The sequence below is a fragment of the Georgenia sp. Z1491 genome (assembly GCF_057652395.1).
Genome location: NZ_CM172729.1, coordinates 1,474,954 through 1,494,510 on the forward strand (window position 1 = coordinate 1,474,954; position 19,557 = coordinate 1,494,510).

The window sequence follows — 19,557 nt, forward strand, 5'->3', positions numbered from 1 at the left end:
CCGGACGGAAGGAGGGGCCGGATGACCGAGACGCTGCGCGACGCCGGCCAGGTCCCTCTGCCGTGGGCCAGCCGTTCCTGGGGGTGGGAGGGCCTGCCGCGCGCCACGGCCGAGCACCACCGGACCTCCCGTGCCAGCGCCGTCGTGGTGCTGACCAGGCCCGTCGGGGACGACCTCGCCTACCTGATCGTGCGCCGCTCCACCAGGCTGCGCTACCACGCGGGCGAGTTCGCCTTCCCCGGGGGCGGGATCGACCCGGGGGAGACGCCGGTCGCCGCGGCCCTCCGCGAGTGCGGCGAGGAGACCGGGGTGCTGCTCGCTCAGGCCCAGGTCCTCGGCACCCTGCCCGCGCTGTACCTGGGGGCGAGCGGCAACGTCGTCACGCCCGTGCTCGCACGGCTCGGAGCCGGCGACCACCTCCCGCGGATCGCGCACGACGACGAGACCCGGTCCGCCCACTGGGTGACGCGCAGCCACCTCCTCGACCCGAACAACCGCACCACGGTCACCTACCGCGGGCGGTGGGCCGGGCCGGCGTTCCGGTTCGAGGACACCTACATCTGGGGCTTCACGGCCCGCGTGCTCGGCTGGGTCCTCGACGAGGAGAACCTTCTCGCCCAGGACCTGGCGCGCATCCCGGACGTCAGTGACAGGGCGACTCGACGGACACGTTGACCACGTACGGGTCGGTCGTCGGCGCCGCGGGACGTGCGTTCACTTCCGGCTCACCCTCGTCGTGCGGTCGTCGTTCCCGCCTGGATCTCAGTGCTCGGGCACAGGGCCGAGGTCGGGGCCCGACCCGCCGCGGGGGTGGGCGTCACCTGCCCTCTCGGGCATCGGTCGGATCTCCTCGCGCAGGTGCCCCATCCGCTCGTCGAGCTCGGTGGCGAGCCGGGCGGCCTCGTCGAGCTCGCCCGCGAGGTGGGCCGGGAGATCGGCGTCGTACTTGTACTTCAGCTTGTGCTCCACGCTGGCCCAGAAGTCCATGGCGATCGTGCGGATCTGCAGCTCCACCGGCACGTGCTCGGTGTGCGTGGACAGGAACACCGGCACCTGCACGATGAGGTGCAGGGAGCGGTACCCGTTCGCCTTCGGCCGCGCGATGTAGTCCTTGACCTGCAGCACCTCGAGGTCGGGCTGGCGCTCGAGCATCTGCGCGATCCAGTACACGTCCGAGACGAAGCTGCACGTGATCCGGATCCCCGCGATGTCGAGGATCTGACGGCGGATCGCCGGCAGCGAGAGCTCGTCGCAGGTCCGCAACGCCTTGTCCAGCAGGCTCTCGGAGGACTTCAGGCGCGTGCGGACGTGCTCGATCGGGCTGTAGTCGTGGATCTGCTCGAACTCCTGGCGCAGGATGTCGACCTTCGTCCGCACCTCCTCGATACCCGCCTGGTAGTGCATCCGCAGGGCGGCGAAGCCGTCGAGCGCCTCCCGCAGCTGCGCCGCCAGCTCCTCGGTGTCCGCGCCCTGGGCGAGCTGCGCGCCGCGCCGCGCCGCCACCAGCGACCGCATGCGCGCGGCGGCGGCGCCGGGGCCGCCCGTCGGGCCGAGTGTCGGTGCTGGTTCGGAGCTCATGAGGCCTTCGTGGGGGAGCGGGGGAGGTCTCGAGGGTAGTCGCGAGGCGGGCCGGGCGGGCGATCGGACCCTGTGGCGGGGCCGGGACGGCCCGGACCGGCCGAGCCCGCGGTCGCGCCTGGCAGAACCGGCCGGCCCCTGAAGGAGGCTCGGGAACTCCGCTCCAGGATCGTTCCGGACAGAGAACGATAATGATTCTCATCAATGTTAGTGTCGCCCGGTCCGCATCACCAGTCCGGAAGGAGCCGGGCCCGCCGCCGGCGGCGCCCCACCAGCCATGAACACCACCACCGCCCCCCGACGACACCGCGCCCTCGCGGTGCTCGCCGTCCTCCCGCTGGCCCTGCTCGCCGGCTGCTCCGGCGACGCCGAGGGCGATCCGACCGGCGACGCCTCGGAGCCCACGGACCCCGGCGAGACCACCGGGACGGCCTCGGAGTCCTCCTCCGACGAGAGCGAGTCCGAGGCCGGCCACGACCACGACGACGCCGGCGCGGCCACCGAGGCCGCTGCCGCCACGCCCCGTATCGCCCTGACCTACGACGGCGGCATCCAGGTGCTCGACGCCACGACCCTCGAGGTGATCGAGGACGTCGAGCTCGAGGGCTTTAACCGCCTCAACCCCGCTGGTGACGGTCGGCACCTCTACGTCTCGACCACCGGCGGCTTCCAGCTTCTCGACGCCGGAGCCTGGGCCGAGCCCCACGGCGACCACTCGCACTACTACACGGCGCCCCCGGCGCTCACCGAGCAGCTCGTCGAGGCCGACATGCCCGGCCACGTCGTCCCCCATGAGGGGCGCACGGCCCTGTTCGACGACGCCACCGGCGAGATCGTCGTCCTCGACTCCTCCGCCGTCGCCGACGAGGACGCCGAGGGGCGCACCTACACGACGCCGTCGCCCCACCACGGCGTCGCGCTCGAGCTCACGGACGGCTCGCTCGTCGTCTCCGAGGGCACCGAGGACGCCCGCACCGGCATCCGCGTGCTCGACGAGGCCGGCGAGGAGATCGCCGCCTCCGACGAGTGCCCCGGCGTCCACGGCGAGGCGACCGCCGAGGGCGAGGTCGTCGTCATCGGCTGCGAGGACGGCGCACTGGTCTACTCGGGCGGCGAGATCACCCACGTCGACAGCCCCGACGAGTACGGCCGCATCGGCAACCAGGCCGGCAGCGACGTCTCCCCGATCGTGCTCGGCGACTACAAGACCGACCAGGACGCCGAGCTCGAGCGCCCCGAGCGCGTCTCGCTCATCGACACCACCACCGGCGAGCTCTCGCTCGTGGACCTTCCCTCGAGCTACAGCTTCCGCTCCCTGGCCCGCGGCGACGACGGCGAGGCCCTCGTCCTCGGCACCGACGGGAACCTGCACGTCATCGACCCCGCCACCGGTGAGCTGACCGCCTCCCACCCCGTGGTCGAGCCGTGGGAGGAGCCCGTCGAGTGGCAGGAGCCGCGACCCGCGCTCTGGGTCCACGACGGCACCGCGTACGTCACCGAGCCGGCGACGGGCTCGATCCACGCCGTCGACATCCTCACCGGTGAGGTGTGGAACACCGCCGAGCTCGAGGTCACGCCCAACGAGGTCAACGGCATCTCCGGGAACGTCGAGGCCGGATCGACCGAGTTCGGCGCCGGCGAGGACGATCACGAGGGCCACGACCACTCCGGCGAGACCGGGTCCGACCACGACCACTGATCGTTCGCACGGGGTGCCGGGCCGCGCCGGCCCGGCACCCCGCAGCCCTGGAAGGACACCCATGCACCCACGCCCCCGACCGATCCCCCTGCCCGCCCGGCGCCGTCACCCGCGACGGTCCGGCCCGGCCGTCGTCCCGGGCGGCAGCACCGACGGAGGCGGAGGCGCCGACGGTCGGACCCGCGGCGCCGCCGCGCGCACCTCGAGCACGGCGCTCGCCGCCGCGGCGCTGCTCGCCGCCTGCTCCGGCTCGGACGCCGACGACCCCGCCGCTGACGCCGACGCAGCCGCCGTCGTGGTCATGGCGAGCTTCTACCCGCTGCAGTTCGTCGTCGAGCGCGTCGGCGGGGAACACGTGTCGGTGGACAACCTCACCCCGCCCGGGGCCGACCCGCACAGCCTCGAGCTCTCGCCGGCAGAGGTGGCACAGCTGGAGTCGGTCGACCTCGTCACCTACGTGCCCGGGCTCCAGGCGGCGACCGACGACGCCATCGGCGTCACCGACCCGGCCGCCGTGCTCGACGCGGCCGAGGCCGCCGGGGTCGCGGAGGACGACCTCGCCCGCGACCCGCACTTCTGGCTCGATCCCACCCTCGTGGTCCCCCTCGTGGACGGCGTGGCGGACACGCTCGGCGACCTCGACCCCGAGAACGCCGAGGACTACGCCGAGCGGTCCGCCGACCTCGTCGCCGAGCTCACGGACCTCGACGACGCCTACCGCGAGGGGCTCGCCGCGTGCGCCGGCGCCACACTCGTGACCTCCCACGAGGCGTTCGGCTACCTCGCCGAGCGCGACGGGCTCGAGCAGGTCGGGATCAGCGGCATCGACCCCGAGGTCGAGCCGTCACCCGCGCGGCTGCGCGAGGTGGGCGAGGTCGTCCGTGCCGAAGGCGTCCAGACCCTGTACTTCGAGGTCATCGCCGGGCCCGACGTCGTCGAGGCGCTCGCGGCCGACCTCGACGTGGACACCGACGTCCTCGACCCGATCGAGGGGCAGACCGACCCGGACGCCGACTACCTGGACGTCATGCGCTCCAACCTCGCCGCACTCGAGCGCGGCCTCGTCTGCGACGGGTGAGTGCCTCGCGGACGTCCGTGGAGCGGGGGACCGTGCCGGGCGTCCGCGCGACCACCTCGGGCGTCCGAGCGGCTGCCTCGGGCGGCGGCGCGACCCACTCAGGCGCCCGCGCGTTCCCGGCAGCTCGCGCAGCGGCCGTAGATGTCGACGACGTGGCGCACCTTCTCGAACCCGTGCTGCCGGGCGACCTCGTCCATCCACGACTCGTCGGGCGGTTCGACGTCCACGGTCGCCCCGCACGACTCGCACACGAGGTGGTGGTGGTGCCCCACCTCGCAGGCGCGGTAGAGGGTCTCGCCGTCGGAGGTCTGCAGGGCGTCGACGACCCCGTAGGAGACGAGCCGCTTGAGGACCCGGTACACGGTCGCGAGGCCGACCTGCCGCTCGGACCCCTGCATGCGGCGGTGGAGCTCCTGCGCACTGACGAACGTCGAGTCGGCCCCGATGGCCTCCCGGACGGCGGTCTGCTGCCACGTCTGGCGTTGCCGGGTCATCGGCCCATCATCGCCCATCGGCGACGGCGCGTCAGTGTCCGGCGCCACGCCTCCCGGGGGCGGCGGCGGAGCGCCCGGACAGGTGTACCCCGCCACGCGCGGGACCGTGGTGCGCCGCTCTGGCTACGGTGACCCCGTGAACCAATGGAGTGCGCAGAGCCCCGGGAGCGGTGCGCCGGGCGGATGGGGCAGCGCCCAGACGCCCCAGCAACCCGCGGGCTACGGCCCCGGCGGCCCCTGGCAGGGGGGTCAGTACCCGGCGCCGATGCAGCCCGGACCCGGCGGCCCGTGGAACGGCGGTGGCGGCCCCGACGGCGGGAACCGCGCCGTGTACATCGTCCTCGGCATCGCGGCCGTCCTCGTGGTCGCGCTCGTCGTGACCGGCCTGCTCCTGCACCGCAGCTTCACGTCCGGCTCGGGCGCGGAGACCACCACCTCGGCCCCCGGCCCGGACCAGGATCCCGGCGGCGGGACGACGACGCAGCCCTCGGGGCCCACCGCGCCCCCCGGGGTCGAGGCGTCGGGACCGACCACGGTCTTCGACATCGAGGTCGGCAACTGCGCCCTCTACGAGGACTACACCGCGGTGTCGAACGACCTCGTCCTCACGCCGTGCGCCCAGCCGCACTACATGGAGTTCTTCCACGTGTTCGACGTCGAGGACCGCGACCAGTTCCCCGGCGTCGAGACCATCAACGCCGAGGCTCGCGAGGAGTGCGACGCGTTCTGGAACACGCTGCCCGAGGTCGACCTCGACCTGTCCCGCATCAACCTCTCGACCCTCGCGCCGTCCGAGGCGACCTGGGAGCAGGGTGACCGCGAGGTCCTGTGCATCGCCCGGACCGCCGACGACACCGACACGATCCAGGGCAACTTCCAGGACGGCTCGGCCGTCCTCGTCTCCTGACCCCGGGCCCGATCCCCTGACCCCGGGCGCGATCTCCTCGCGCCGCGCGCGTTCTCCTGACCCCGGGCCGAGCCGCCCTGTCCCCGGTGCGACGCAGCTCCTCCTCGGAGGCGTCCGGGCACCCCTGCCTCACGCCGTGAGGTCGTGGTGCCACGGGGCATGGGGAGCGCACCCCATCCGCCGCGGTGCGAGCCCTCCGTCGCGTTATCTATCGTCGCTGCGTGACTCGTTCGTCGCGCCTCCGGGGCGGTCGGCCCGCGCTCGCGGGGCCCGATCGCGCTCCCGCGCACGCCGACGACGCCTCTGCCGAGGAGGCACCGGGGGGCGCCGCGCACCACGAGATCCCCGACGACGAACCGCCCGTCGAGCGCGCCCAGGTGCCGCTCCCGCCCGGTGCCGGGTGGCCCGCGCTGCGCAGCCGGCCCGGCCACCCGGAGGCGGGAGCGGAACCGACCGTCGACCGCTCGCGTCTCGCCCCGACGGCCGACTCGCCGCCCACCGCGCCGCCCGAGGCCGCGGACAGTCGCGGCTCGGGCGCCCGGCCGGCCCCCCGCCCGGGCACGGCCCTGCCCGCCCCCAGTGGTGCGCGGCCCCCCGCCGGTGCGAGGGTCGACACCGACGAGGAGCGACGAGCCACGCCCACCGGCCCCACGGCCCGTCGCGCGCTCCCGCGCACGGTCTTCCACGGGCTGCAGTCCGCCTCGGCGACGGTGCGGCCCGACCAGGCGCGTCCGACGGCGGTGCCGAGCTCCGTGGAGATCGAGGATCCGAGCGAGGGCGCTGCCCGTCCGTTCGACACGGGCGGGGGAGCCGGCGCAGCGGTCGGCCTGCCGCGCATGTCCGACGACGCCCCGGGCCGAGCCCCGGCCGGCGGGGCCCACGCCTGGCGCGGTCCCACCTCGGCCGGACCTGGCGCGGACGGCGCTGCTCGTTCCGGACGTCGACGCCGCCCGGTGGTCCTCATCGGCGCCGCTGCCGCGCTCGCCATGGCCGTCGTCGTCGGCGCCACCACGTACTCCCTCGTCGGCGGGGACGACCTGTCGAGCAACCTCGGCCACTCGCCGGCGCTGTCCGAGGAGGAGGACGGTGCCGCGCACACGGACGCCGAGACCGCTCCCGGGGCAGCGGGCGGAACGACCGACCAGGCGCCCGAGAATCCCCCGGACGCCGCGCAGGACGGTGCCGAGGGCGGGGCACCCGACGAGACCCCCGGCGGGGCACCGGGCGAGACGCGCGAGGAGGAGCCGACCCGTGACCCGGGCAGCGCCTTCGCACCGCCCGGGCTGCAGCGGGGCGAGCGGGAGGGCGGCGCCGAGCTGCGGCAGCAGGGGACCCCCGAGCGGGTCGGCACCGCAGGAGATCTCTCCCTCGGCGACTGCCTGACCGCCGAGGCGTTCGCCGACCGGTCCGAGCGCACCGAGCTCGTCGGCTGCGATGAGCCGTTCCAGGCGCAGGTCGTCGCCGAGATGACGCTCCACCTCGAGACCTTCCCCGGCGAGGACGCCATGCTGCGCAGCGCCGCCGAGTCCTGCTCGAGGCTCGTCGACTCCGACCCACCGCCAGGTCTCGCGGCCTCCGGCGAGCCCGCCATGGTCGCGCTCGCCCCCACGGCCTTCTCCTTCGGCGCCGGTGACCGGACCATCCTGTGCGTCGCCACCACCGGCTCGGACGACGAGTGGTTCGAGGGCTCGCTCCTCGACGAGGACAGCTCGGCCGAGGGCCCCGGCGCCTCCGGCCCGCACGGCGGCCAAGGAGCGCGCGACTAGTAGACTCGATCCTCGTGGCTACAGACTTCTCCTCCGAGATCGCGGACCTGCGCAGCACCTACGCGACCATCTCGGCCGTGACCGACCCTGACGCCCTGCGCGCCCGGATCGCCGAGCTCACCGAGGAGTCCTCCGCGCCGAACCTGTGGGACGACCCGGAGGCGGCCCAGGTCGTGACCTCCCGGCTGTCCCACGCGCAGCACGATCTCGAGCGCCTCGAGCGCGTCGGTACCAAGATCGACGACCTCGAGGCGCTCGTCGAGCTCGCCGAGGAGGAGGACGACGACCTGGAGGAGGAGGCCGAGGCCGAGCTCTCGGCCGTCCGCAAGGCGCTCGGCGAGCTCGAGGTCCGCACGCTCCTGTCGGGCGAGTACGACGAGCGTGCCGCCGTCGTGACGATCCGCGCCGGGGCCGGCGGCGTCGACGCCGCCGACTTCGCCGAGATGCTCATGCGGATGTACCTGCGCTGGGCCGAGCGGCACGGCTACGCCACCACGGTGATGGACACCGCGTACGCGGAGGAGGCGGGTCTGAAGTCCGCCACGTTCGAGGTCGACGCGCCCTACGCCTTCGGCACGCTCTCCGTCGAGTCCGGCACCCACCGGCTCGTGCGGATCTCCCCGTTCGACAACCAGGGCCGTCGGCAGACGTCGTTCGCCGCCGTCGAGGTCATCCCGCTCATCGAGCAGACCGACCACGTGGAGATCCCGGAGTCGGAGATCAAGGTCGACGTCTTCCGGTCGTCCGGTCCCGGCGGGCAGTCCGTCAACACGACCGACTCCGCCGTGCGCATGACCCACGTGCCCACCGGGATCATCGTGTCGATGCAGAACGAGAAGTCGCAGATCCAGAACCGCGCCGCCGCCCTGCGCGTGCTGCAGTCCCGCCTGCTCCTGCAGCGACAGGAGGAGGAGGCCGCCGAGAAGAAGGCGATGTCCGGCGACGTCAAGGCCAGCTGGGGCGACCAGATGCGCTCCTACGTGCTGCAGCCCTACCAGATGGTCAAGGACCTGCGCACCGAGCACGAGTCCGGCAACCCGTCCGCCGTGTTCGACGGCGAGATCGACGACTTCATCGACGCCGGCATCCGCTGGCGGCGCTCGGCCGACCCCGAGGACTGAGCGCCCCGGTCCGCCGTCCATGGCGGACGGCGACGGGAGCCCTCCGGGCCGTCGGGACACGGGCAGGTGACGACGAGCGCAGCGATCCGGTGTCGGGGCGGCGTGGCGTGCGCACCCCGTGACCGGCGGCGACGTAGCATCCAACCGGCCAGGTTCCACCTTCCCCGCCCCCGAGACTGGCCACCGCAGCTGTGATCCGACTCGACAACGTCTCCAAGGTCTACAAGCGGGGCGCACGTCCCGCGCTCGACGAGGTGACCCTGGAGATCGAGCGGGGCGAGTTCGTCTTCCTCGTCGGCGCCTCCGGATCCGGCAAGTCCACCTTCCTGCGGCTCGTGCTGCGCGAGGAGCGTGCCACCTCCGGAACGGTGTACGGGCTCGGCCACGACCTCGCTCGGCTCTCCCGGTTCCGCATGCCCCGGCACCGCCGGCAGATCGGCATGGTCTTCCAGGACTACCGGCTCCTGCCGGGCAAGTCGGTGTTCGACAACGTCGCCATCACCATGCAGGTGACCGGTCGTCCCCGCCACCAGATCCTCACCGTGGTGCCCCAGACCCTCGACCTCGTCGGCCTCACCGGTAAGGAGAAGCGGCTCCCGCACGAGCTCTCGGGCGGCGAGCAGCAGCGCGTGACGATCGCCCGCGCCATGGTCAACCGGCCCCAGGTCCTGCTGGCCGACGAGCCCACCGGCAACCTCGACCCGGACACGTCCGGCGGGATCATGGAGCTCCTCACCCGCATCAACTCCACCGGCACCACGGTCGTCATGGCCACCCACGACGACGATCTGGTCGACCGTGCCCGCCGCCGCGTCGTCGAGCTCGTCGACGGTCGCGTGGTGCGCGACGAGGCCGGCGGCGCCTACCTCGCCGTCGTCGCTGCGGCCCGTCGTGCCGCCGGCCGCACCGAGGACGAGGCCGAGGTGGCGCGATGAGGCTGCGGTTCATCCTCGGCCAGGTCTCCCAGGGGATCCGCCGCAACGTCGCCATGACGGTCGCCGTCGTCCTCGTCACCTTCGTGTCGCTCGTCTTCGTCGGCGCCGGCCTGCTGCTGCAGACCCAGGTCGACCGGCTGAAGGACGACTGGTACGAGCGCGTCGAGGTGGCAGTCTTCATGTGTCCCACGTCGTCGGAGAACCCGGCCTGCGCCGCGGGCGAGGCCACCGAGGAGGAGATCGACGCCGTCGGGAACCTTCTCGAGTCCTCCGACCTCGCGCCGTACGTCGCCGAGGTCTTCCTCGAGACCAAGGAGGAGGCGTACGAGAACTTCCGGGAGCGCCTCGAGGACTCGGCCTGGTCGCGCCAGGTGACGGCCGACCAGATGCAGGTCTCCTACCGGGTCCGGCTGGAGGATCCCGAGCAGTTCCGGATCGTGGCCGACGAGCTCGAGGGACGCGCCGGCGTGGACATCGTCGTCGATCAGCGCGAGCAGCTCGAGCCCCTGTTCGTCATCCTCAACCGGTCCACCGCGGTCGCGCTGGGCATGGCCGGCGTCATGGCCGTCGCCGCCGTCCTGCTCATCACCACCACGATCAGGCTCTCCGCCCTGTCCCGGCGCCGCGAGACCGGCATCATGCGGCTCGTGGGTGCCTCCAACTGGGTGATCCAGGCACCGTTCATGCTCGAGGGCGCGATCGCGGCCCTCCTCGGGTCCGTCCTGTCCGTCGGCGGCCTCCTGGCCGCGGTGCGGTACGGCGTCGAAGGATGGCTCGCTCCGTCCGCCCCGTGGGTACCATTCGTCACGACGTCCGACGTGTGGAGAGTCGCCCCGGTTCTCGTCCTTGCCGCCGTGCTGGTGGCAGGCCTGTCCTCAGTCGTCTCGCTCGCCCGTTACACGAAGGTCTAGGTCCTCCATGCCGACGCATCCCCGCACCCGCCGAGCCCCCGGGCGCTCGTGGACGACCCGGCTGCGCGCCCGGGCGGCGCTCGTGGCGACCGTCGCTCTCGCCGGCACGCTCGTCGGCCCCGGTGCCGTCGCCGACGACGACGACCCCAGCCGCGACGAGCTCGTCGAGCGGCTCGCGGACAACGAGGAGCGGCGCGAGGAGCTCGAGCACGACCTCGAGGGCGTGTCCGCCGAGCTGTCCACCACGCTGGTCGACCTCCAGCTCACCCGGGAGCAGATCCCGGTCGCGCAGGAGGCGCTGCGCGTGGCCGAGGAGGACCTGGCGGCCGCGGACCGGCACCAGGAGCAGGTCGAGGGACGTCTCGGGGTCGCCGAGTCCGACCTTGCGGACCTGGAGGCCGAGATCGCCGACGGCGAGGCCGCCTCGGAAGAGACGCAGGATGCGCTGGGGGAGCTCGCCCGGTCGACCTATCGTGGCGACACGGCGCCATCGACGCTCGCGCTCATCACCGAGGCGTCCTCCGCCGAGGACTTCATCGGTTCCTACTCGGTCGTCAGCACCGCCGTGCGCACGCAGACCGGACTCCTCGACCGGGTGGCCGAGGAGAACGCGACCAACCGCAACCAGCGGCTCCGGCAGGACACGCTCACGCAGCGCGTCGACGACCTCAACGACGAGGCCGTCGAGGCGGTCGCCGCCGCCGACGAGCTCCGCGGCCAGCAGGAGGCGGCGCTGGCCGAGGTCGAGGACCTGGAGGCGCTGCAGGCCGACCTGGTCGAGGAGCTCGAGGGGCGCGAGGAGGACCTGAACGCCGAGATCAACGCGATCGGCCGGTCCAGCCTCACCACCCAGCAGCAGATCGCGGCGATCGACGAGGAGAACCGTCGTCTCGAGCGCGAGCGTCTCGAGCGCGAGCAGCGCGAGCGTGAGGCCGCCGAGGAGGCGCGCCGCGAACGGGAGGCGCAGGAGCGCGCGGACCGTATCGCCCGCGAGCAGGCCGAGATGGAGGCCAACCCGGTCGCTCCGCCCCCGGCGGCCCCGGCGCCGACCCCCACGCCGCCGCCCGCGCCGTCCCCGGAGCCTCCGCCCGCGCCGTCCCCGGAGCCTCCGCCCGAGAGCAGCGCGACGTTCATCCCGCCGGTGCCGCGGCCGCTCGTCATCACCTCGCCGTACGGGCCGCGCATCTACCCGATCACGGGGGCATGGTCGATCCACCCCGGCGTGGACTTCCGCAGCGCCTGCGGCAACACGCAGGTGGCCATCGCCGGAGGCACCGTCTCCGCCACGAACCCCTCCGGGGCCACGGGCACGAGCGGGAACCAGGTGATCATCAACCACGGGATCGTCGACGGGCGCTCGACCGTGTCGATCTACAACCACCTCTCGTCCTTCGCCGTGTCGCCCGGACAGTCCGTCAGCCAGGGACAGGCGATCGGTTCCACCGGCCAGACCGGCATGGTCACCGGCTGCCACGTGCACCTCGAGCTGTGGCTCGACGGACAGATGACCGACCCGATGAACGTCCTCTGACCGACCCGATGCACGTCCTCCGAGCGACCCGAGGAAGGTCCTCCAGCGAGCGCGGGGGAGCGGACCGCCGAGGCCGTGCCGGGTCCGGAATCGGGCTGGACACGTCCCGCTAGGATTGGTCCTCGGCCCTGACGGCATCCCGTCCGCGGGCCGGCAGACACCGCGTCGGGCACACGGCCGGCGGCGGGGACGAGACGGACGGAGGTCGGTCATGAGCAGGATGAGCAGGGCGGCCAAGCCGACCCAGGCGGAACGCGCCAAGGCCGAGGCGGACGCCAAGAAGATCGTGGCGCGCAACAAGAAGGCACGCCACGACTACCACCTGGACGAGGTCCTCGAGGCGGGGCTGTCGCTGTGGGGGACCGAGGTCAAGGCCATGCGCGCCGGCCGCGCCTCCCTCGTGGACGGCTGGGTGGAGTTCGACCGCGGCGAGGCCTGGCTGCGCGACGTCCACATCCCCGAGTACGCCCAGGGCACGTGGACGAACCACGCGCCGCGGCGCAGGCGCAAGCTGCTGCTCCACAAGGAGCAGATCGCCAAGTGGGCGGTGGCCTCGCGGGAGAAGGGACACACCGTGGTCCCGCTCGAGCTGTACTTCATCGGCGGCAAGGCGAAGGTCTCGATCGCGCTCGCCCGCGGCAAGCAGGAGTACGACAAGCGCCAGACCCTCCGCGAGCGCCAGGACGAGATGGAGGCCCGGCGCGCGATGAGCCTGCGCAACCACGGCTGACCGCGGGCGGAGGCGCGGGTCGCGCGCCCACGGACGCGGTGGCACGGGTCGCGAGGAATAGCCTCGCGCCGGACTACGTTGGGCACGTATGATGGACAGTCGCACCGCGGCAACCCGGGGGACCGGACCGCGGCGCAGCACAACTCAACAGGGGATGATCGGTTTCGACGATGGTCGTGCTTCCAGGAGAAGCGGGTAGAGGATGCAGAGTTATCTCTTTAACGCCCTCTGCAAACCAATAGGTGCCGATTCCAAGCGCACCGACTTCGCCCTCGCCGCCTGAGCGAGCCTCGAAGTCCGTCAGCCCGGGCCTGCTCTCGTCCCGGTTCCTGGCGTCATCTAGAGAGCCACTGCTCGTAGCCCTCGTCAGCGGGGCTGCGGGAACACTCAGTTGACTGGGCCTGTCAGCAGCTTGTCCGCGTGACTGCTGGGGCCGAGAAAATCTGCTAGCGGACTGCACCCGGAGAAGTCCTGTTCTCACGCCGTCGGACGCGGGTTCGATTCCCGCCATCTCCACAGACATCCCTGAGCGAGAAGCCCGGGCCCGCGAGGGTCCGGGCTTCTCGTTGCCCTGGCGCGGAGAGGTCGGGGTGGCCGTCGTGCGGGGTCCGCGTGTGACGCTCCGCCGTCGCCTCCCGACAAGGCACCTGGGTCAGGCCCGTATCAGGCCCACCCGGGGCGCTCGCCGGCCACCCCGCCGCTCGCCGGCCACCCCACCGCTGGTCAGCTCCCGAAGGCCTGCACCAGCTCCGGCACCTCGCGCAGGTGGACCGCGATCAGCCGTGAGGCGCGCTCCCCGTCGTGGTCCTCCAGGGCCGAGATGAGCTCGCGGTGCTCGCGGGAGATCGTCTCGTAGCGCTGCGGCGCCGTCGTGATCGTCCGCAGCGCGAGGCGGATCTGCCGCGACCGGAGCGACTCGTACATCTGGGTGAGGACGTCGTTGCCGTTCCACCGGACGAGCTGCTGGTGGAACTCCTGGTCCAGGCGGGCCGAGTCGTGCCAGCGCAGCTCCGCGGCGGCTAGGTCCATCTCGTCCGCGACCGCGCCCAGCTCGGGCGGTGCCCCGCGCCGTCGCTCGCAGATGTTCGCCACCACGTGCGACTCGACCACGAAGCGGGCCTGGTAGATCTCGCCCATCTCCCGCGCGTTGACCATCCGCACCTGCGCGCCGCGCCGGGGGACCAGGTCGACGTACCGCTCGGCCTGGAGCCGTTGGAGCGCCTCGCGCACCGGGGTCCGGGACGTCCCCACCTGCTCCGCGAGCGCGACCTCCTCGACGAACTCACCCTCGGCGAACTCGCCGGTGAGGATGGCCTCGACGATCCAGTCGTAGGCCCGGTCGCCGGCCGGACGGGTACGCGGGGAGCGACGTCGGGGCTCCTTCGCGGGCTCCCTCGCAGTCCGACTCATGCCCGAGAGCATAGCGTTGCACGTTGGATGCACGCCGTGTATACATGGCGTGCACATGGTTCCCGGTGGCCACCGCTGCTCTCCGGGCACCTCCGACGAAGGAGGAAGATGAACTCCCGAACGCAGTCCCGTCACGCGGTCTGGCTGACCGAGCCGTCCACCGCCGCGGTGGAGATGGCCCGCATCGCGGGGTACGACACGATCGTGCTCGACATCGAGCACGGCCTGTTCGACCTCGCCGCGCTCGACTCGCTGATCCCGTTCATCCGGGCCACCGGCATGCGCGTGATCGCCAAGGTGCTCGGTCCCGAGCGCGGGCCCATCCAGCAGGCGCTGGACTTCGGCGCGCACGCCGTCGCGATCCCGCACATCGAGTCCGCCGAGCACGCGGCCGAGATCTGCGGCTTCGCCAAGTTCCCGCCGCTGGGAGACCGCTCCTTCGCCGGCGGCCGGACCTCCTCCTACCGCGGCTTCACCGACCAGTGGGTGAGCGACCAGGACACCGGCACGGCTTGCTACCCGATGATCGAGGACGCCTCCGCGTTCGACGCGATCGAGGACATCCTCGCCCTTCCCGTCGTCGACGGCGTCTTCGTCGGCCCGTCCGACCTCTCGCTGCGCCGGGACCGCGGGGCCTACTCGGTCCAGGCCGAGGACCTCGACGACGTCCGCACCGTCGCCAGGGCCGCGCAGGCCGCCGGCAAGCCGTGGGTCCTGCCCGCCTGGAGCCGCGCCGAGCAGGAGCTCGCGGTCGAGGAAAACGCAGACACGATCGTGGCCGTCATGCAGTACGGGGCCATGCTGAACGGCTTCACGACGACGAGGGACGCGCTGCTCGAGATCGAGTCGCGCGGGAAGGACGCCTGACATGACGCTCACGGCAGCCGTGGTGCAGCTCGCACCCGGCAACGACAAGGACGCCAACCTGGCCGAGATCGAGTCGCACCTCCGTGCGGCCGCCGCCCGCGGCGCGCGGCTCGTCGTGCTCCCCGAGTACGCCGTCTTCACCGTCCCGGCCATGGACCACCGGTTCGTCGAGAGCGCCGAGCCCCTCGACGGGCCGACCGTGCGCAGGCTCGCCGAGCTGGGCGCCGAGCTCGACCTGACGATCGTCGCCGGCGTCAACGAGCCCGCCGGGGACGGCCGCATCCACAACACGCTCGTCGGGCTCCAGGGCGGTCGGGTCGCGGCCGTCTACCGCAAGGTCCACCTCTACGACGCCTTCGGCTACAAGGAGTCCGACCGGGTCGACGCGGCGAGCCCCGCCGCGCCGCAGCTCCTCGAGGTCGACGGCTTCACCGTGGGGATGCAGACCTGCTACGACCTCCGGTTCCCCGAGGTGAGTCGGACCCTCGTCGACGCCGGGGCGGACGTCCTCGCGCTGCCGGCCGAGTGGGTTCCCGGCCCCCTCAAGGAGTACCACTGGAACACGCTGCTGCGTGCCCGGGCGATCGAGAACACCGCCTACGTGGTCGCGGCCGACCAGTGCGCGCCGACCGGCGCCGGCAACAGCGTCGTCCTCGACCCGATGGGAATCGCGGTCGCGGGCGTCGGCGAGGCCGCGGGCGTCGCCGTCGCCGAGCTCGACCCGGACCGGCTCGCCCACGTGCGCACGGTCAACCCCGCGCTCGAGCTGCGCCGGTACGCCGTCGTCCCGCGAGGAGAGCGATGACGTCGGGTCGCACGCGGCACCGTCGGTCGGTCGCGGCGCTCGCGTGCGCCGCGACGGCGGCAAGCCTCGGGCTCGCCGCCTGCGGCACCTCCGCGGAGGAGGGCGAGGAGTTCGTCCTGCACTACACGACCTACTCCAACGCGACCTCGGACCAGAGCCTGACCGTCCAGCGGTGGGCGGACGAGGTCGAGGAGCTCACCGACGGGGGAGTCCGGGTGGAGTTCCACTACTCGGAGAGCCTGGTCGGGGCCGACGAGTCGGTCCAGGCCACCCTCGACGGTCGGGCCGACCTCGCGCAGGTCGGATCGCTGTACGCCGCTTCCGACCTGTCGATGTTCACCGTCGTCGAGCTCCCGTTCGAGACGGAGAACCCTGAGGTGCACATGCGCACCATCGAGCGGATGTACGAGGAGGACCCGATCTACCGGGAGGACTTCGACCGGCAGGGCGTCCGCCAGCTCTTCCCCCTCCCGCTCGCCAGTGCGGTCGTCGGTGTCAACGAACCGGTGGAGTCCCTGGACGAGCTCGCGGGCCGGAGCATCCGCGCCGGTGGCCTCACCGCCGGGGTGCTGCTGGCGGCCGGTGCCAACCCCGTCGCCATGACCGCCACCGACGTGTACGAGTCGATGGAGCGCGGCGTCATCGACGGGTACACGTCGCTGGCCCTCGCCAGCCTGCCCACGTTCGGCCTGTCCGACGTCACGCCGCACATCCTCGACCCCGGCATCGGGGTGTACGCCTCCTCGATCGTCGTCGTCAACGAGGAGCTCTTCGACTCGATGCCGGCGGAGTACCAGGACGCGATCCTCACGGCCTCGGGGAACGCCGTCGACACGGGGCTGGAGGAGATGGGCGTGCTCGGCGACGAGGCGTGCGCCGACCTGCAGGCGAACGACACCGAGTTCTCGTCCCTCCCGGACGAGGACGTCGACGCCTGGCGCGAGTCCGCCGCGGCGGACGAGGACTGGATCGCCCGTTACGACGACCGCGGGTACGACGCCGGTGCCGTGCTCGACACCTACCGGCAGATCATCGAGGAGGAGACCGCGACGTCCACCTACGTCGACCCCCTCCACCAGTGCATGGAGCAGGCCTCGTGACCGCGCCCCGCCTGCCCCGCCCGATCACCGGCTTCGCCCAGGTCCTCAGCCTCCTCGCCGGCGCGCTGCTCCTGGTGCTCGCCCTGCTCACGGTCGCCGACGTCGTCGGGCGGTCCGTGTTCGACCGGTCGATCGTGGGCACGGTCGACATCTCGACGATGCTGCTCGTCGGCGTCGCCTTCCTCGGGCTCGCGGCCGCCCAGGTCGACGGCCGCCACGTCGACGTCGACCTCGTCGAGGCCCGGCTGCCGCAGGGCGCCCGGGTGGCCATGGCGCTCACGCGGTGCGTGCTCCTCGTGCTGCTCGGCGCCGTCCTCACGTGGGGCCTGACCGAGCAGCTCCTCAGCGCCCACGGCCGGGGTGAGACCACCAACGACATCCTCCGCCTGCCCACGTGGCCGGCGAAGCTGGCGCTCGTCGTGTCCTTCGCCCTGTTCTTCGTCACGGCCGTGTGGTCGACGGTGCTCGACGTCCGGCGGCTGCGCCGCGGCGAGGAGCTCGCCCCCTCGTGGGCGGACCAGACGGTCGACGAGAGCCTGCTCGGCACCGCGCAGACCACCACGACCACCGCCACCACGACCACCGACGGAGGTGCGCGATGAGCGCCGAGAATCTCTTCGCACTGGCCTCCGTGCTGGTCGTCTTCCTGGCGCTGCTCGCCGTCAGGTTCCACGTCGGGCTCTCGCTCATGCTCGCCGGCATGGTCGGCGTCGTCATGCTGCGCACGACCGACGCCGCGGTGAGCACGGTCGCCAGCCAGCCGTTCTCCACCTCGGCCGACTACTCGCTGACGATCATCCCGCTGTTCATGCTCATGGGTGTCTTCGCGGTGCACGGCCGGCTCGCCGCCGCGGGCTTCGACGGTGCCTCCCGCATGCTCGGCCGGTTCCCGGGCGGGTCGGCCCTGGCCTCGCTCGCCGGGTCCGGCATGTTCGCCGCGGTCACCGGGTCGAGCGTCGCCACCGTCGCGACCATGGCCCGGGTCTCCACCGACGCGATCGTCAAGGCCGGGCACGGCATCAAGCTCGCCGCCGGAGTGGTGAGCGCGGGCGGCACGCTGGGGGTGCTCATCCCGCCGTCGATCGTCCTCGTCCTCTACGGGGTCGTCACCGAGGAGAGCATCGGGCAGCTCCTGCTGGCCGGCATCGGACCGGGCCTGCTGACGATCCTCGTCTACGGGATCACGATCGTGCTCCTCGTCGTGCGCGAGCGGCGGCGCGCCGCCCGGGCCCCCGCCGCCGCGGCGGCCGTCGGCGGGTCCACCGGGAGTGCCGCGGCCGACGGCGAGGCCGCGCGTCCGGCCACGGACGGCGCCGGGACGGACGTGGCCGGGACGGACGGCGCCCGGCCGGCGCCGGTCACCAGGCCCGACCGGGCGGGGGTCGCCTATCTCGCGGTGATCTTTCTCGTCTCCATCGGCTCGATCTACGCCGGTATCGCGACCCCGACCGAGGCGGCGTCCTTCGGCGCGACGGCGGCCCTGATCATCCTGCTGATCCGCACGCGGCCGCCGCGGTGGATGACGGTGCTCAAGGAGTCGGTGACGGAGGCCGTCGGGCTCACCGCCATGACGTTCCTGCTCATGGCCGGGGCCGGGGTGTTCACCTACTTCCTCGCCCTGTCCGGCGCGAGCAGCGCCCTGGTGGACGCCGTGGTCTCCGCCGACCTCGCGCCCTACCTGGTGCTCGTCCTGTGCCTGCTCATCCTGCTTCCGCTGGGCATGTTCCTCGACGGCGTGTCGATGATCCTCGTCGCGGCCCCGCTGCTGCACCCGATCCTCACCGAGTACGGGTTCGACGGCATCTGGCTCGGGATCCTCGTGGTCAAGGTGGCCGAGATGGCCCTCATCACGCCGCCGGTCGGCATGAACGCCTTCGTCTACGCCGGCTCCGTGCCGGAGGCCGGGCTCGGGCGGGTCTTCCGCGGGATCGTTCCGTTCATCGTGGCGGACATCGTGGTGGTCGCGATCCTCATCCTCGTGCCGGACATCGTCACGTTCCTGCCCGAGATGGGCAACGCCTGACGGCGGCGGCCACCAGGGAGGCGGCGCGGTCGAGATCGCGTCGGCCGACCCCGTGACCGCCCGGACGACGAAGGATCCCGAACCGAACGGTTCGGGATCCTTCGCGTGCGTGCCGACGAGCCAGGAGGGTGCGAGTCTCCCGCTCGGCGGCCCGTCCGCCTCACCGGAGGAGTCCGGCGGCGAGCAGGTGCCGGCCGAGCTCGGCGCGCTCGTAGCCCGTGCTCGCGTCGAGATCGTCGCCGACGTCGTGGCCGAGGAGGCGTCGGACGACGGCGAGGGTTCCGCTGCGCGGGATGGCCGTCGGCGCGTGCACCTCGGGGGTGGTGACCGTGGCGCCGTGCTCCTTACGGATCACGAGGATCGGCTCGTCGACACCGGCGTCCCGGACGGCGGTGCCGATCAGGGGTGGGTCGAGGGTGCTGGGGATGGGCATGGGGTGTCCTTCGCGGTGGTGGGCGCGCGGGAGCGCCCGTCGGGTGTGCGTGCGTCAGGGGCGTGCTCGGGCAGTGCTCGAGCGCCCGGTCGTGGGTGATCGCCCCGTCGGGCAGGCATGCCCGACGTCGAGGAGCAGGGGCGGCTCCCGTGTCGTCTCGCGCGTCACG

The 19,557-nt window shown here is 72.8% G+C and carries 19 protein-coding genes and 1 other RNA gene; 16 read left to right on the forward strand and 4 right to left on the reverse strand.

Annotated features, from left to right (window positions below):
- Positions 1-21 precede the first annotated feature (21 nt).
- Entirely contained in the window at positions 22-675 is a 654-nt protein-coding gene (locus AC24HA_RS06900) for an NUDIX hydrolase (protein ID WP_425708182.1), read from the forward strand.
- Between the two features lie 87 nt (positions 676-762).
- Here the strand turns inward: AC24HA_RS06900 and AC24HA_RS06905 are convergent, their stop codons facing one another.
- Positions 763-1,578: a GTP pyrophosphokinase gene (locus AC24HA_RS06905; RefSeq protein WP_425708181.1), complete on the reverse strand. Its 816-nt coding sequence runs from the start codon at positions 1,576-1,578 to the stop codon at positions 763-765.
- Between the two features lie 277 nt (positions 1,579-1,855).
- Between AC24HA_RS06905 and aztD the strand changes: the two genes are divergently transcribed.
- Positions 1,856-3,277, forward strand: a complete 1,422-nt coding sequence (gene aztD / locus AC24HA_RS06910) for a zinc metallochaperone AztD (RefSeq protein ID WP_425708180.1) — start codon at positions 1,856-1,858, stop codon at positions 3,275-3,277.
- Positions 3,278-3,338: 61 nt separating this feature from the next.
- Entirely contained in the window at positions 3,339-4,355 is a 1,017-nt protein-coding gene (locus AC24HA_RS06915; protein WP_425708179.1) for a metal ABC transporter substrate-binding protein, read from the forward strand.
- Between the two features lie 98 nt (positions 4,356-4,453).
- On the opposite strand, the gene AC24HA_RS06920 is transcribed toward AC24HA_RS06915, so the two are convergent.
- Positions 4,454-4,849 carry a Fur family transcriptional regulator gene (locus AC24HA_RS06920; protein WP_425708178.1) on the reverse strand — a complete coding sequence of 132 codons (396 nt, stop codon included), beginning with the start codon at positions 4,847-4,849 and terminating at the stop codon, positions 4,454-4,456.
- Between the two features lie 136 nt (positions 4,850-4,985).
- On the opposite strand from AC24HA_RS06920, the gene AC24HA_RS06925 reads away from it, so the two are divergent.
- The 8 genes from AC24HA_RS06925 to ssrA all read left to right on the forward strand — a co-directional run bounded on the left by AC24HA_RS06925 (position 4,986) and on the right by ssrA (position 13,269).
- Complete coding sequence (locus AC24HA_RS06925; protein WP_425708177.1) at positions 4,986-5,756, forward strand: septum formation family protein; 771 nt, start codon at positions 4,986-4,988, stop codon at positions 5,754-5,756.
- 221 nt (positions 5,757-5,977) lie between these two features.
- Positions 5,978-7,522 carry a hypothetical protein gene (locus AC24HA_RS06930; protein WP_425708176.1) on the forward strand — a complete coding sequence of 515 codons (1,545 nt, stop codon included), beginning with the start codon at positions 5,978-5,980 and terminating at the stop codon, positions 7,520-7,522.
- 14 nt (positions 7,523-7,536) lie between these two features.
- The gene (gene prfB, locus AC24HA_RS06935; RefSeq protein WP_425708175.1) at positions 7,537-8,643 is read left to right on the forward strand and encodes a peptide chain release factor 2; all 1,107 of its coding nucleotides are present in this window, start codon (positions 7,537-7,539) and stop codon (positions 8,641-8,643) included.
- Between the two features lie 191 nt (positions 8,644-8,834).
- Positions 8,835-9,578, forward strand: a complete 744-nt coding sequence (gene ftsE / locus AC24HA_RS06940; protein WP_425708174.1) for a cell division ATP-binding protein FtsE — start codon at positions 8,835-8,837, stop codon at positions 9,576-9,578.
- Complete coding sequence (gene ftsX / locus AC24HA_RS06945; RefSeq protein WP_425708173.1) at positions 9,575-10,489, forward strand: permease-like cell division protein FtsX; 915 nt, start codon at positions 9,575-9,577, stop codon at positions 10,487-10,489. Before ftsE ends, ftsX begins: the two co-directional genes overlap by 4 nt.
- Positions 10,490-10,496: 7 nt before the next feature.
- Entirely contained in the window at positions 10,497-12,020 is a 1,524-nt protein-coding gene (locus AC24HA_RS06950; RefSeq protein WP_425708172.1) for a peptidoglycan DD-metalloendopeptidase family protein, read from the forward strand.
- 211 nt (positions 12,021-12,231) lie between these two features.
- Positions 12,232-12,750, forward strand: coding sequence for an SsrA-binding protein SmpB (gene smpB / locus AC24HA_RS06955; protein WP_463649215.1), 519 nt, complete (start codon positions 12,232-12,234; stop codon positions 12,748-12,750).
- Positions 12,751-12,900: 150 nt separating this feature from the next.
- Positions 12,901-13,269, forward strand: a transfer-messenger RNA (tmRNA) gene (ssrA, locus tag AC24HA_RS06960).
- A gap of 204 nt (positions 13,270-13,473) precedes the next feature.
- On the opposite strand, the gene AC24HA_RS06965 is transcribed toward ssrA, so the two are convergent.
- Positions 13,474-14,160: a GntR family transcriptional regulator gene (locus AC24HA_RS06965; protein ID WP_425708171.1), complete on the reverse strand. Its 687-nt coding sequence runs from the start codon at positions 14,158-14,160 to the stop codon at positions 13,474-13,476.
- Positions 14,161-14,268: 108 nt separating this feature from the next.
- Here AC24HA_RS06965 and AC24HA_RS06970 point away from each other — a divergent pair, with 108 nt between their 5' ends.
- The 5 genes from AC24HA_RS06970 to AC24HA_RS06990 are packed head-to-tail and all read left to right on the forward strand — an operon-like array spanning position 14,269 to position 18,955.
- Positions 14,269-15,027 carry an HpcH/HpaI aldolase family protein gene (locus tag AC24HA_RS06970; RefSeq protein ID WP_425708170.1) on the forward strand — a complete coding sequence of 253 codons (759 nt, stop codon included), beginning with the start codon at positions 14,269-14,271 and terminating at the stop codon, positions 15,025-15,027.
- Position 15,028: 1 nt separating this feature from the next.
- Positions 15,029-15,832 (forward strand): carbon-nitrogen hydrolase family protein, encoded by an 804-nt coding sequence (locus AC24HA_RS06975; protein ID WP_425708169.1) that lies wholly within the window; start codon positions 15,029-15,031, stop codon positions 15,830-15,832.
- Positions 15,829-16,932: a C4-dicarboxylate TRAP transporter substrate-binding protein gene (locus AC24HA_RS06980; RefSeq protein ID WP_425708168.1), complete on the forward strand. Its 1,104-nt coding sequence runs from the start codon at positions 15,829-15,831 to the stop codon at positions 16,930-16,932. Before AC24HA_RS06975 ends, AC24HA_RS06980 begins: the two co-directional genes overlap by 4 nt.
- On the forward strand, positions 16,929-17,534 hold the full coding sequence (locus tag AC24HA_RS06985; RefSeq protein WP_425708167.1) for a TRAP transporter small permease: 606 nt from the start codon (positions 16,929-16,931) through the stop codon (positions 17,532-17,534). The genes AC24HA_RS06980 and AC24HA_RS06985 overlap by 4 nt, the downstream gene beginning before the upstream one ends.
- Positions 17,531-18,955, forward strand: a complete 1,425-nt coding sequence (locus AC24HA_RS06990; protein WP_425708166.1) for a TRAP transporter large permease — start codon at positions 17,531-17,533, stop codon at positions 18,953-18,955. The genes AC24HA_RS06985 and AC24HA_RS06990 overlap by 4 nt, the downstream gene beginning before the upstream one ends.
- A 160-nt stretch (positions 18,956-19,115) precedes the next feature.
- On the opposite strand, the gene AC24HA_RS06995 is transcribed toward AC24HA_RS06990, so the two are convergent.
- Positions 19,116-19,388 carry a hypothetical protein gene (locus AC24HA_RS06995; protein ID WP_425708165.1) on the reverse strand — a complete coding sequence of 91 codons (273 nt, stop codon included), beginning with the start codon at positions 19,386-19,388 and terminating at the stop codon, positions 19,116-19,118.
- Between the last annotated feature and the right edge of the window lie 169 nt (positions 19,389-19,557).